The organism is Methylobacterium sp. Leaf100 (assembly GCF_001422845.1).
In the GTDB taxonomy this organism is placed as follows: domain Bacteria; phylum Pseudomonadota; class Alphaproteobacteria; order Rhizobiales; family Beijerinckiaceae; genus Methylobacterium.
Map to the genome: position 1 here is coordinate 109,775 of NZ_LMMW01000004.1, position 12,922 is coordinate 122,696.

Consider the following 12,922-nt stretch of genomic DNA (forward strand, 5'->3'; position numbering starts at 1 on the left):
ATCGGCGCGGCTCATGGCCGGCCCCCCGCCACGCGGGCGTTGTACCGGTTCATCAGGAGGGCGGTCGCGAGGCTGAGGCTGAGATAGACGCCCATGGTGATCGCCACCACCTCCACCGCCTGGTTGGTCTGGTTGAGCACCGTGCCCATGAAGACGTGGACGAGGTCGGGGTAGCCGATGAGCACGGCGAGCGACGAGTTCTTCGTCGTGTTGAGATACTGGCTCGTCAGCGGCGGCACGATCACCCGCATGGCCTGGGGCAGCACCACGAGGCGCAGGGCTTGGGCGCCGCTGAGCGACAGGGCGGCGGCGGCCTCGCGCTGGCCGCGCGGCACGCTGTCGAGGCCCGAGCGCACGATCTCGGCGATGAAGGCGGCCGAGTAGGTCGAGAGCCCGACGAGGAGGGCCACGAATTCCGGCCGCAGGGCCAGGCCGCCCGCGATGTCGTAGGGGCCGCGCGCCGGCCACGCCACCGGCACGGGATGCCCCGCGAGCGCGAGGCCGGCCCAGGCGAGCGCCGGCGGGCCGAGGCCGAGGAGCGCACCCGGCCACAGCACGGGGACGGGCTTCCGGCCCAGGGCCACGGCGCGGCGGCTCATGCGGAGGAGGAGCCCCATCGCGAAAAGGCCGGCGGCGAAAGCTAGGGGCACAAGGGCGGCCAATCCGGAAAAATCCGGGCGGGGCAGGAAGAGGCCGCGCTGGCTGAGATACGCGCCGCCCCACGCGGCGGGATCGCTCGCCGCGGGCAGGGCGACCCGCACGGCGACGTACCAGACCAGCAATTGCAGCAGCAGCGGCAGATTGCGAAACCCCTCGACGTAGGCGGCCGCGAACGACCGGGCGAGCAGGTTCGACGAGCGCCGGGCGATGCCGAGGGCGAAGCCGAGCACCGTCGAGAGGACGATGGCGAGGGCCGACACCAGCAGGGTGTTGAGGAGCCCGACGAGGAACGCATCGAGATAGGTCGCCGTCGCGGCCGCGTACGGGATCGGGCTCTGGCCGATGTCGAACCCGGCGGGGCGCTCGAGGAAGCCGAACCCGGCCACGATCCCCTGGCGCGCGAGTTTCTGGGCGGCGTTGGTGGCGGCGAAATACGCCAGCGCCGCCAGTGCCAGGACGAGGGCGGCCTGGACGACGAGGGCCCGCCAGGAGGAGACGCGGGGCTCAGCCATTCGACGAGGTCCCTCGCCATTGGCCCCGGCCCGAGGGCGTGAAGCGCGACGGACTCCCTCTCCTGGAAGGAGAGGGCTGGGGTGAGGTGTGCGAACTCTCCGGAGAACCCACACACCTCACCCTGTCCCTCTCCTTCCAGGAGAGGGGACCCGCGTCTCCACATGCCAGGTGTGCCGCATCCCGCAGGGGGGAGAGGGGGGGCGCATCCGCGTTCCGCAAAACGCCCCTCACCGGATCGGGGGCCCGTATTGCAGGCCGCCCTGGTTCCACAGGGCGTTGAGGCCGCGCGGGATCTTGAGGGGCGTGCCGTCGCCGAGGTTGCGGGCGAAGCTGTCGCCGTAATTGCCGACGTGGCGGACGATCCGGGCGACCCAGTCCGCCGTCAGGCCGAGGCGCTCGCCGTAGCCGCCCTCGAGGCCGAGGATGCGCCGCGCGTCGGGGCTCGGGGCCTCCCGGCGCATCTGCTCCACGTTGTCCTGGCGGATGCCGGCCTCCTCGGCGTCGAGCATGGCGTAGTGCGTCCAGGCGACGATGTCGCGCCACTGGTCGTCGCCCTGGCGCACGCCCGGGGCGAAGGGCTCCTTGGAGATGGCCTCGCTGAGGATCACGTGTTCGTCGGGGTGGGCGGTCTTCAGGCGCTCGCCGTAGAGGGAGGACTGGTCCGTCGAGTAGGCGTCGCAGCGGCCGGATTCGTAGGCGCCGAGCGTCTGCTCGCTGTTGGCGAAGGTGACGACCTGGTAGGTCAGGCCCCGGGTGCGGAACCAGTCGGCGAGGTTGAGCTCCGTGGTGGTGCCCTGCTGCAGGCAGATGGTCGCCCGGTCGAGCTGCTTGACGGCGCCGATGTTCAGGGCCTTTCGGACCAGGAACCCCTGCCCGTCGTAGAAGGTGATCGCCGGAAAGTTCATGGCCGCCGTGTCGCGCGACAGGGTCCAGGTGGTGTTGCGGGCGAGCACGTCGATCTCGCCCGATTGCAGGGCGGTGAAGCGCGCGGCGGAGGATTGCGGGATGAAGCGCACGGCCTCCGGGTTGTCGAAGATCGCCGCCGCCAACGCCCGGCAGAAATCGACGTCGAGGCCGGTCCAGTGGCCCTGGCCGTCGGGCACGCTGAAGCCCGCCACCCCGGGGCTGACGCCGCAGACGAGGTGCCCGCGCGCCTTCACCTGCGCCAGGGTGCCCTCGGCCTTGCCGGTGCCGGTCTTGGTGGCGTCGGTCTTGACCGAATCGGTCTTGACTGAATCGGTCTTGGCCGGCTCGGCCCAGGCGGGGAGGGGCGTGCCGAGGAGCGCCAGGGCGAGGAGCAGGGCCGGCCTTGGTCCAACCACGCGCATGCGTCTCCGTAGGGGTTCGTGGGGGGATCGGGGCGAGCTCTAGCAGGCTCGGTGGGTTTCGCAAAAGCGGTCCCCGCTTCCGAGCGGAAAACCCGCGCCGTACCAAGGACCTAGACAGGACGAAGCGGTGGCGTCGCCAGGGTGAATTCGCGTGGCCCGGCCGATCGACGGGTCGGGGGCGCGCCGCGTCGCGCGGTTCGTTAACGGCCCTGGGCTAAAGCTGTTGCGGTTCGTGTTGTTCGCGTATCTCGGAAGTGCGTCGCCGTGCGTATCCTGCGTTTCCTTGCCGTGGGCGGCCTCTTCGGGGTCAGCCTGACGATCATCGGCTTCACCTGCGTCGATCGCCTCGCCCATCCGGTGGTGGTGCCGGCACCGCCCGTGCCCACCCTGGCGCGCCCGGTGATGGCCGACCCCCTGGCGACGGGCTCCCTCGGCACCGGTGGGGCCTCGCCCCTGGGCGGCTCCGGCACGGGCCCCCTGGCCGGGGCGCCCGCCCCGACGAAGACCGCCAAGGCCGCGCGGCCGAAGGCGGTGGAGGGGTTCGACACCGAGCGCCTCAACGCCCTCATGCGCGGCGATCCCGCCGTCACCCTGTCGCGCACGCGCTGATGCTCGCAGACCGAGCGGCGCCGATCCCCCGGCCGACGGCCGGTCTCGGCGCCGCTCGGCGGACCTCCGCCGCCGCGCGGTCGCGCGGGCAGACGACGATGCGTTCCACGCCGCGCCGTCTGGTATAAGCCCCGTCCGCGGGACGGCCTGCGGGAGCGGGAGCCTACGACCTTGGGCCTGATCTACGCGCTCGGCGCCTATCTCAGCTGGGGCCTCGTGGTCCCGGTGCATTTCCGGCTCCTCGACGCGGTGCCGGCCACCAGCATCCTGGCCCACCGCATCGTCTGGTCGGCCGTTCTCGTCACCGGCCTGCTGGTGGCCCTGCGCCGCCGCGTGCGCAGCCCGTTCCCCCTGAGGCCCCGGCACGGGCTCCTCGTGCTCTCGGCCGTCCTCATCGGCGTGAACTGGCTGCTCTACCTGCGCGCCGTCCAATCCGGGCACATGCTGGACGCCAGTCTGGGCTACTTCATCAACCCGCTCGTGAGCGTGGTGCTCGGGGCCGCGGTGCTCGGCGAGCGCCTGCGCCCGGTCCAGGTCGCCGCCGTGTCCCTGGCCGCCGGGGCGGTGCTCCTGGCGGTGGTGGTGGCCGGCCACCTGCCCTGGGTGTCCCTGGCGCTCGCGGCGAGCTTTTCCCTCTACGGCCTCGTGCGCAAGGTGGTGGGGGTCGACGCCATGGTGGGCTTCGCGGCCGAGACCGCCGTGCTGCTGCCCGTGGCCCTGGGCTACCTCGTCCTGTTCGCGCCGCCCGTGGTGACGGGCGATCCCGTGCGGGCCGGCCTCCTCGTGCTCACGGGCGTCACCACCGCCCTGCCGCTGATCTGGTTCGCGGCCGCGGCCGAGCGCCTGACGCTCGCGACCCTCGGCCTGATGCAGTACCTCGCCCCGAGCTGCCTCCTGGTGCTCAGCGTCGTCGCCTACGGCGAGCGCCTCGAACCGCACCGGATGATGCTGTTCGGCCTGATCTGGCTGGCGCTGGCCCTCTACGCGGCGGACGCGTACCGCGCGGCCCGCCGGGCGCGGGCGGCCTGAACGGGCCGCCCGATTCGGGTCAGGCGATCCCGAGCTGGCGGAACACCGGCAGGCGGGTCTTCACGAACGTGTCGTAGCGCTCGCGCAGGTCGGCGAGGTTGGCCTCGTCGCCGTCCAGCGGCTTGCCGTCCTTGACGAGGCGCTGCCCTTGCGCCTGCAGCACCGCCCAGGCCCGCTGCACCGGATCCGCCCCGCTGCCTTGCGCGGCCAGGAACAGCTGCGCCATGCGATCGGCCGGGACGCCGCTGCCGGTCACCGGCGAGGCCAGGAACTGCAGCTCCTCCGTGGCCTCGGCCCGCTTCGTCACGGCGGCGTTGAAGGCCTTGGTGCGCTTGGCGCGCGCCGCCTCGTCCTTGGGGGAGGGGCAGGGCTGGACGTGGCCCGAGCCGACGAGGATGCCGAACGCCTCCATGAGCTTGCCCCAGTCGAGGGCCTTCACCGAGGGGTCGGCGAAGATCGCCTGGACCGTGGCCGGCCCCTTGGCCAGCACGTCGAGGATCGGGCGGTAGACCTCCTCCTGCAGCTGCGCCTCGCCCAGGCTGCCCTGCACCTTCAGGGCGACGTCGGCGCGCGGCGTCGAGAGGGCGAAGCGCAGATGGGTCCAGATCGCCCGGGAGGAGGGCACCGTGTGGGGCAGGGCGCCCTTGACGTAGACGTCGCGGCGGAACTGCTGGTTGACCATGTAGTCCCGCAGGGTCTCGCGCCGCACGGGATCGGGGCAAGCCTTCAGGATCGCCTGCTGCTCCGCAGTGAGGTTGATGGCGTCGACCCCCTCGAGCAGGGCGGCGGAGCCCACGTAGCTGAGCTTCGCCTCGGCCAGCTCGGCCGCCACGTCGGCGACGTAGAACGGCGTCCAGTCGCGGTTGAAGTACTCGTGCGCGAGGTAGCTCCTCGGCAGGCCCTTCATCTTCTCGAAGCGCGGGGCGAGCGCCGGGTTCTGGGTGAAGTACGAGGCCTTGGCCTCGCGCATGGATTCGGCGAAGGCCACGGCCTCGTCGATGCGCGGGATGATCGGGCCGGTGCGGGTGCCGGCGTGGTCCGTGAGCAGGCGGCGCAGGGGCATGGCCGCCGCCCAGCCCGGCAGGGTGTTGTAGCTGATGTAGACGATGCCGCCGGGCTTGAGGCGCCGACGCAGGAATTCGACGATGTGCGCCCGGTTCTCCGGGCTGATCCAGCTGTAGATGCCGTGGAGCGCGATCACGTCGAAGGCCGCCGGCAGGGCCGGCTCGTGGAGAAGCTCCGAAAAGCTGTGGTCGTAGAAGTGGACGTTGGGCGTGCCGGCCTCGGCCGCCAGCGCCCGGGCGCCGGCGATCTGCGCCGGGTTGAAGTCGGTGGCGTGGAAGTCGACGTTGGGGTTGGCCGCCGCCAGCAGGTTGGTGGAGACGCCCTGGCCGCAGCCGAGCTCGCAATAGGCCGCGCGCCCGTCGAGGTCCGGCCCGCGCTGGCCCCGCGTCAGCATGACGAAGTTCAGCAGGGCCGGGGTCAGCTCGCGATAGAAGCCGTGGGTATAGCCGATATCGGCGACGTAGCCTGCCGTCCAAGTGGTCATGTCGTACTCCGAAGGGCGCCGCCCGAGCCAGGCCGGCCCGGTGCGAAGGGAGCGGCGTGCGTGCGATTCCCACCCCCCTGCAACCGCTCTAACTTCTGGACGGGGGGATGCCTACCCGTCTCCCACGCGAGACCCGCGCGAGACCGGACACCACCGAGCCGAGCCCTCGCCTTGGCCGCCCGCCGCGTGCGAGGTTCGGGCCGATCCGCAGCCGGGCGCCCGCATGATCCACAACCGCATCACCAGCATTGCCGGCCTGCGTGTCGGCCACGCCGAGGATCGTTCCCTCGGCAGCGGCGTCACGGCGCTGATCTTCGACGCGCCCGTGGTGGCCGGCGTCGACGTGCGCGGCGGCGGCCCCGGGACCCGCGAGACCGACCTCCTCGACCCCGAGCGCACGGTGGAGCGCATCGACGCCCTCGTGCTGTCGGGCGGCTCGGCCTTCGGCCTCGACGCGGCGGCGGGCGTCATGGCGGCGCTCGCCGAGGCCGGGCGCGGCTTCGCCGTGGGGACGGCCCGGGTGCCCATCGTGCCCGCCGCCGTGCTGTTCGATCTCCTCAACGGCGGCGACAAGGATTGGGGCCGGTTCCCGCCCTACCGGGATCTCGGCTACGCGGCGGCGCAGTCGGCGGCCGTCGACTTCGCGCTGGGCTCCGTCGGCGCCGGCACCGGGGCCGCCACCGCCAACCTCAAGGGCGGGATCGGCTCGGCCTTCGCCGAGGTTCCGGGCCTTCCCGCCCGGGTCGGCGCGCTCGCCGCCGTCAACGCCTTCGGCCGGGTCACCGTGGGCGACGGCGCGCAATTCTGGGCCGCCCCCTACGAGGTCGGCGACGAGTTCGGGGGACTGGGTTTTCCCCGGACCCTGCCGCCCGAGGCGTTCGACTGGCCGCGCAAAGACGCAGGCCCGGCCGGCGCCAGCACGACCCTCGCGGTCGTCGCCACCGACGCGATCCTCACCAAGGCCCAGGCGAGGCGCCTCGCCGTGATGGCCCAGGACGGCCTCGCCCGGGCGATCCACCCCGTCCACACGCCGCTCGACGGCGACGTGGTCTTCGCCGTGGCGACGGGGCGGGTTCCGCTGGCCGACCCCGTCGGCGACCTTGCGCGCCTCGGGGACGCCGCCGCCCGGACCCTGGCGCGCGCCATCGCCACCGGCGTGCACCGGGCCACATCCCTGCCGGGGTTCGAGCGGATGCCGTCGGCCTGGGCCGAGTGCTTCGGGCGCATAGGCTGAGGCCCGGCCGCCCGGCCAGATCAGGGTTCGAAGGGCCCGGCCCTTCGCGCGTCTTGGTTCGCGGGTCCTGGTTCGCGGATCCTGGTTCGCGGGTCCTGGGCGGAGCCCCGGAGAGCGCTCCGGCTCAGCCCTCCGCCTCCGCCCTGGCATCGGTGATGAGGCTGGCGAGCCCCGCATCGACCTCGGCGCCGAGGAGGGCGCGCTCGGCGTCGGTGAGGTCGGCGGCCCAGCCGCGCGTGCCGAACCCGTCCGCGCACTTGGCCCGCTCGGCCGTGAGATAGGCCTCCGTCTCGGCGGGCTGCGTCCGCATGGCCTGGACGAGGCCGAACCAGGCCGCGCGCTCCACCACGGCGAGGCGGGCGCGCAGGCGGATCATCACCGCGCGCTCGGGGCTGACATCGTCCATCGGCTGTTCCGTCTCCGGTCTACAGTCTCAGCGCCGGGGTTCGCAGCGCGTCTTCACGTAGGTGTCCTTGTCGTTGCCGTGGCCAGCATTGGCCGCGAGCACCGGGCCCTGCATCAGGCATTCCTGAAGCGTGTGGGCCGGGCCGGTGATGATGTCGAGCGCCGTTTCCCGGGAGCAATCCGGGGCCTGGACGGTGGAGGCGCAGACGAGGGCGACGACGAGGACTGGGTTCATGCCACACCACCTAGATCGCGGGCCCGGCGCGGCAAGGGCGGGGCGCCGCCGGCCCTGCAGGGAAATGCCGGATCGCCCGTCGCATAAGCCCCGGCGTGCCGCGCGCCGCCCCGAGATCCTGCTTCGTTCTTGTTTTGTTTAACGGTTTGGCTGCGATATCATTCAAGGATGTTTGTCCTGGGCTTATAGTCTTAGGACGATAATCTAGATTTTGCCCGTCGATCCCCCCAGGTATGGGACAAATGACGAACAGAATGGAACAAGTCTGTGGACGTCCGGCGCCCGGGCCGATCCGACACCGCCCGGCGCGTGTTAAGCTTTTCGTGCGAGAGCCGGGACGCGTCGGGGCGGGTCCCGTCGTACGGCAACCGGAGCGGGCATGAGCGTCGGCATCGAGATGGGACTGAGCATGGGGCCGGGCGCGGAGCCCGCCCGCCTCGACCTCGAGGAGTTGCTGGCGACCCGTCTCCTCGTCCAGGGCAACTCGGGCTCGGGCAAGTCGCACCTGCTGCGGCGCCTCCTCGAACAGAGCGCCGGATCGGTGCAGCAGGTGATCGTCGACCCGGAAGGCGATTTCGTCACCCTGGCGGAGGCCTACGGCCACGTGGTGGTGGACGGCGCCCACGGCGAGGCCGACCTCCAGGCCATCGCCGCCCGGGTGCGCGCCCACCGGGTCTCCGTGGTGCTCACCCTGGAGAGCCTCGACATGGAGGCGCAGATGCGCGCGGCGGCCGCCTTCCTCGGCGGCCTGTTCGAGGCCGAGCGCACCCATTGGCATCCCGTCCTCGTCGTCGTCGACGAGGCGCAGATCTTCGCGCCGGCCGCCGCCGGCGACGTCTCGGACGAGGCGCGAAAGGCCTCCCTCGGCGCCATGACCAATCTCATGTGCCGGGGCCGCAAACGGGGCTTGGCCGGCATCATCGCGACGCAGCGCCTGGCCAAGCTCGCCAAGAACGTCGCGGCGGAAGCCACGAACTTCCTCATGGGCCGCACCTTCCTCGACATCGACATGGCGCGGGCCGCCGATCTGCTGGGCCTCGACCGGCGCGGCGCCGAGCGGTTCCGCGATCTGGCGCGCGGCGAGTTCGTGGCCCTCGGCCCGGCCCTCAGCCGCCGGCCCCTGGCCCTGCGCATCGGTCCCGTCACCACCTCGGCGCGGTCGGGGTCCCCGAAGCTCGTGCCCCTGCCGGCCCCGGCGGACGCGGACCTGCGCGCCCTCATCCTCACCCGCTCGGCCGAGGACAGCGGCCCGGCCTGGGCGCCGGCCCCCCGCACGCCGCCGGCGCCGCGGGCCACGCCGGCCGATCTCATGCGCGAACTCAGCGCCTACCGGCCCGAGCCCGTGGAGACACCCGAACCCTTGAGCGAGGCGGAGATCCGCGCCGGCTGCGACGCGGTCCTGCGCGGCATCGCCGCCGATCCCGATGCCGGCGGCCAGCCCGTGGCGGTGGTGTATCAGGACTTCCTCGTCCGCTGCCGCATGCGCGGCCTCGACGGCGAATCCCTGAGCCTCGCCGCGTTCCGCCGTCGCCTCGGCGTCGCCCGTGCCGGCCTCGACGAGGCCGAGCCGTCGCAGGCGGATGCGCGGTGGGACGAGGCGCAGGCCGCCGCCGCCGCGCTTCCCGACGAGGTCCAGGGCCTGTTCCTGATGCTGGCCCGCGCCGCCCTGGCGGGCGAACCCTGCCCCGGCGACGAGGCCCTGGCCCGGGCCATCGGCAGCCGCTCGCCCGGCCGGGCCAAGCGCCTGCTCGCCTATGTGGAGACGCGGGGCACCATCGTCTGCCGGATGGATTATCGCGGCAACCGCGTCGTCGCCCTGCCGTCCCTCAACTGCGAGACGGCGCCCGGCGACCCCAAGGCCCCGTTCGGGGACGGGAAAGCCCCGACCGGCGACGCCAAGGTGCCAACGGGCGAGGCCCCGTCGCCGTCGACCGTGCCCGAGATGCCGGGCCTGTTCGCGGCCGAGTGATCCGGCCGCGACGCCGTCAGGCTACTTGATCACCGCGCAGGCGATGCGCGGGCCGGCCCCGCCGATGGGCTGGGTCGTGTGGTCGTCCGGGTTGGCGTGGATGATGAGCGCCGAGCCGTCGCCGTCCTTCAAGCCGCCTTCGCCCGTGAGCGGGGTCTCGCTCGACACCTCGGCGTTCACCGAGCCGTCGGCGTTGGCGTAGACGTTGGGCAGGTCGCCCTCGTCCGGGCCGTCGGGGTTGAGCAGGCCGTGCTTGCTCTGGTCGTGGTTCACGTGGGCCTTCGACTTCTCGAACTTCTCCGTGTCCGAGCAGTCGCCCACGGCGTGGAAGTGGATGCCGTGCCAGCCGGGCGGCAGGCCGCCGGCGTTGATGGTCACCCGCATCACCAGGGCGCTGGCCCCGTCGCGGATGGCGATCCGGCCGATGGCCTCGCCCTTGCCGTTCTGGATGTCGGCCTCGAACGTCTGGGGGGCGGCCGGGGCGGCCGGCGCCGGGGGCGTCGCCTGAGCCGGCGGCTCCTGCGCCTGGGCGGCGGCTGTCAGAGCCAAGAAGGGCAGGGCCAGAAGGGGGGTGATCGTCAGGACGCGTCTCATGGAATGGCTTTCCTCTCCACGCCGGGGGCGCTTCTGAGCCTCAACGAGGCAAGGTCCCGGGTCGATCCGGGACCGTACCGATTCGTCCGATGCGGGGGGCGTCTTCGGACGGGGTGTTTCCAGGGCGAGGCATGCCGCTCCGGCCGCCTTCGCGCAAGCAGTCCGCCCCCGGTACGGCCGCACCCTCCGGTGGACGCCGCGTTGACACTTCCTTAAGGTTTCGTCCGATCCGGGGCGGGATCGTCTGCGATTCGCGCACCCCTCCGCGAAGGCTGGGACTCGATCGGGAGCGCCGCATGTCCACCCCTCTCCGCCTCGTCGCCCTGCTGGCCCTGGTCTGCGCCGGCCCCGCTGCGGCGCAGACCGCGCCCGCCGAGCGGACCTGGACCGATCCCCCGGCGCGGGCCGCCGCGGCATCGGAGGCCCAGTCCGCAGCCGAGCCGGCCCGGGCGGCAGGGAAAGTGCCGCAGTCCGAGCGAACTCTTGCCGAGAGGACCCTTGCCGAGAGGACCCTTGCCGACACTCGTCGTGCCAAGCCGAGCGCTGGCAAGGCCAGGACGAAGGCCACCGTCGCCGAGGCCCCGCGGTCGCGTGTCGAGCCCCGCACCGTGCAGCGGACGCCGAAGGTCCGCGTGGCGGCGGAGTCCCGTCGCGGCGTCACGGTCCGGACCCTGACGCCGACCCGGCCCGACCTGCGCAGCGCGTCGCCCCGCATGGCCCACGCTCATCGCTCGTCCGCCCGTCCGATGCGCTACGGCTTCATCGCGCCGCCCCCGCCGCCGGGCGGATTCCCCGAGGATCCGCGCGCCCGGCGCATCCGCCAGGCGGAGGCGGCGGGCTACCTCGTCGTGCGCCGCAGCACCGTCGCGGCGCCCGATGGCCGCATCCTGTACGGCTACCGGCCCTACGATCCGGATGACGCCGACGATTGAGTTTTCGCGGCGGCAACGCCACAAACGAAAAACCCCGCCGGGAGACCCGGCGGGGGTGAAGGACGTATCGGGTGCTCGTGCGGCGCCTCAGCGCAGGCGGCCCGGGCGGGCCGGCTCGAACACGATGCGGCGGTGATAGGCGCACCAGCTCTTGCCGTCAGGCACCGAGGCGCCACAGCACACGGCGCGGTCGTTGGGCTCACCGATGATGAACTTGCACACGAACGCACCCGATTGCGCGAAGGGAACCCGCAGGGAAGCGGACGGCTCGGCGATCGCATCGGCCTCGCCGACCTGGGACATGCGGACAAGCTGGTTCATGGTTGAATTCGACTCACGGAAATAGGGTGTCGCGGGCCTCGGCCCGACGGGATGATCGAAGGCGCTCGCCGTGTCCCGAACGGCTCGTTTCGCCGTCAGAACCGCGCTGACGGAGCGGACTTTCAGCCAAGCGGAACCGGGAGGATTGGGGCGAGCGGGACGCGATCACGTCATGCTGCTGTTATATATGGCGTTCTCGCGCTCGCAAACAAGTCCCACTGCGTATGCCTGCCCCGGGCCGGGTGCATCGCACTGGCGAAATGGACGGCACGGGGCGGTTTTTTGAGGTGCGGTGGCGCACGGGATCGGGCACAGGGTCGGGCATGCCGTCCCGTTCCGTTCCCGCACCAGCATGAAAGATCGGATGCGCGTCCTCGTGACCGGCAGCGCCGGCTTCATCGGCTATCACCTCGGCCGCCGCCTCCTCGCGGCGGGTCACGCCGTCACGGGGTTCGACGGGTTCAGCGACTATTACGACGTCGGGCTCAAGCGCGCCCGGCACGCGGCGCTCGCCGAGCATCCGGCCTTCGCGGCCGTGGAGGGACGCCTGGAAACCCCGGGCCTGCTCCTCGACACCCTGGCGCGGGTACGGCCCGACGTGGTGGTGCATCTCGCGGCCCAGGCCGGCGTGCGCCACAGCCTGGAGAATCCGGGCGCCTACGTGCAGGCCAACCTCGTCGGCACCGCCAACCTCATCGAGGCGGTGCGGGCCCATCCCGTGCGCCACCTCCTGTTCGCCTCGACGAGTTCGGCCTATGGCGGCGCCGCCACGACACCGTTCCGCGAGACCGATCGGGCGGTGTCGCCCCTGACTCTCTACGCCGCCAGCAAGCTCGCCGGCGAGGCGATGCTGCATTCCTACAGCCACCTGTTTTCCATCCCCACCACGGCGTTCCGGTTCTTCACGGTCTACGGCCCGTGGGGGCGGCCCGACATGGCCCTGTTCCTGTTCACCCGGAAGATCCTAGGCGGGGAGCCCATCGAGGTCTTCGCCGAGGGCGCGGCCGAGCGCGACTTCACCTACGTCGACGACCTCGTGGCGGCCATCGCCAGCCTGATGGACACGCCGCCCGGGACGGTCCCCGTGGGGGCGTTCGACACCCTGAGCCCGGTGGCGCCCTACCGCCTGGTCAACATCGGCGGCGGCCGGCCCGTGCGCCTCGACGCGATGATCGACGCCCTGGAGGCGGCCCTGGGGCAGCGGGCCGAGCGGATCCTGAAGCCCCTGCCGCCCGGGGACGTGGCCCGGACCCACGCGAGCACGGACCTCCTGCGGGCCCTCGTCGGCACCGTGCCGGAGACGCCCCTGTCGGTGGGGATCCCGGCCTTCGTGGATTGGTACCGGTCGTATTACGCGGCCTGACGCGCCCCCGACGGATCGGGGGCGGCGCGGGTCAGCGCTGGGTCTGGCCGACGCTGACAAGCTTGGCCGCGCTCCGGGCCTTTCGCTCGGGCAGGGTATCGCGGGCGGTGCGGGCGATGGATTCGGCGTCGAGGCCGGCCTCGCGGTACATGGCGTCGGGGGAGTTGTGGTCCTGGTAGGT

The 12,922-nt window shown here is 72.4% G+C and carries 13 protein-coding genes; 6 read left to right on the plus strand and 7 right to left on the minus strand.

What is annotated here, in order from left to right; genetic code table 11:
- Positions 1-11: 11 nt before the first annotated feature.
- Together ASF25_RS05150 and ASF25_RS05155 are read right to left on the minus strand one after the other, a co-directional pair.
- Positions 12-1,172: an ABC transporter permease subunit gene (locus ASF25_RS05150; protein WP_056263937.1), complete on the minus strand. Its 1,161-nt coding sequence runs from the start codon at positions 1,170-1,172 to the stop codon at positions 12-14.
- 228 nt (positions 1,173-1,400) lie between these two features.
- Positions 1,401-2,501 carry an amino acid ABC transporter substrate-binding protein gene (locus ASF25_RS05155; protein WP_082502498.1) on the minus strand — a complete coding sequence of 367 codons (1,101 nt, stop codon included), beginning with the start codon at positions 2,499-2,501 and terminating at the stop codon, positions 1,401-1,403.
- Positions 2,502-2,765: 264 nt separating this feature from the next.
- On the opposite strand from ASF25_RS05155, the gene ASF25_RS05160 reads away from it, so the two are divergent.
- Complete coding sequence (locus tag ASF25_RS05160; RefSeq protein WP_056303688.1) at positions 2,766-3,110, plus strand: hypothetical protein; 345 nt, start codon at positions 2,766-2,768, stop codon at positions 3,108-3,110.
- A gap of 171 nt (positions 3,111-3,281) precedes the next feature.
- Positions 3,282-4,139: an EamA family transporter RarD gene (gene rarD, locus ASF25_RS05165; RefSeq protein WP_056263939.1), complete on the plus strand. Its 858-nt coding sequence runs from the start codon at positions 3,282-3,284 to the stop codon at positions 4,137-4,139.
- Between the two features lie 19 nt (positions 4,140-4,158).
- Here rarD and ASF25_RS05170 read toward each other — a convergent pair whose 3' ends face one another.
- Positions 4,159-5,688, minus strand: coding sequence for a methyltransferase regulatory domain-containing protein (locus ASF25_RS05170; RefSeq protein WP_056303691.1), 1,530 nt, complete (start codon positions 5,686-5,688; stop codon positions 4,159-4,161).
- 223 nt (positions 5,689-5,911) lie between these two features.
- Between ASF25_RS05170 and ASF25_RS05175 the strand changes: the two genes are divergently transcribed.
- Positions 5,912-6,922 (plus strand): P1 family peptidase, encoded by a 1,011-nt coding sequence (locus ASF25_RS05175; RefSeq protein WP_056303693.1) that lies wholly within the window; start codon positions 5,912-5,914, stop codon positions 6,920-6,922.
- Positions 6,923-7,046: 124 nt separating this feature from the next.
- Here the strand turns inward: ASF25_RS05175 and ASF25_RS05180 are convergent, their stop codons facing one another.
- Positions 7,047-7,328 (minus strand): hypothetical protein, encoded by a 282-nt coding sequence (locus tag ASF25_RS05180; RefSeq protein ID WP_056303695.1) that lies wholly within the window; start codon positions 7,326-7,328, stop codon positions 7,047-7,049.
- Positions 7,329-7,355: 27 nt separating this feature from the next.
- Complete coding sequence (locus ASF25_RS05185) at positions 7,356-7,562, minus strand: hypothetical protein (RefSeq protein WP_056168073.1); 207 nt, start codon at positions 7,560-7,562, stop codon at positions 7,356-7,358.
- A gap of 379 nt (positions 7,563-7,941) precedes the next feature.
- Here ASF25_RS05185 and ASF25_RS05190 point away from each other — a divergent pair, with 379 nt between their 5' ends.
- Complete coding sequence (locus ASF25_RS05190) at positions 7,942-9,531, plus strand: ATP-binding protein (protein ID WP_056168076.1); 1,590 nt, start codon at positions 7,942-7,944, stop codon at positions 9,529-9,531.
- A gap of 21 nt (positions 9,532-9,552) precedes the next feature.
- Here ASF25_RS05190 and ASF25_RS05195 read toward each other — a convergent pair whose 3' ends face one another.
- A complete protein-coding gene (locus ASF25_RS05195; protein WP_056263945.1) occupies positions 9,553-10,125 on the minus strand; it encodes a superoxide dismutase family protein in 573 nt (190 codons plus the stop codon).
- 296 nt (positions 10,126-10,421) lie between these two features.
- Here ASF25_RS05195 and ASF25_RS05200 point away from each other — a divergent pair, with 296 nt between their 5' ends.
- Complete coding sequence (locus ASF25_RS05200; protein ID WP_056303697.1) at positions 10,422-11,057, plus strand: hypothetical protein; 636 nt, start codon at positions 10,422-10,424, stop codon at positions 11,055-11,057.
- 87 nt (positions 11,058-11,144) lie between these two features.
- On the opposite strand, the gene ASF25_RS05205 is transcribed toward ASF25_RS05200, so the two are convergent.
- A complete protein-coding gene (locus ASF25_RS05205; RefSeq protein ID WP_338011701.1) occupies positions 11,145-11,504 on the minus strand; it encodes a GcrA family cell cycle regulator in 360 nt (119 codons plus the stop codon).
- A 238-nt stretch (positions 11,505-11,742) separates the two neighbouring features.
- On the opposite strand from ASF25_RS05205, the gene ASF25_RS05210 reads away from it, so the two are divergent.
- Complete coding sequence (locus ASF25_RS05210; RefSeq protein WP_056168089.1) at positions 11,743-12,741, plus strand: NAD-dependent epimerase/dehydratase family protein; 999 nt, start codon at positions 11,743-11,745, stop codon at positions 12,739-12,741.
- Positions 12,742-12,922 lie beyond the last annotated feature (181 nt).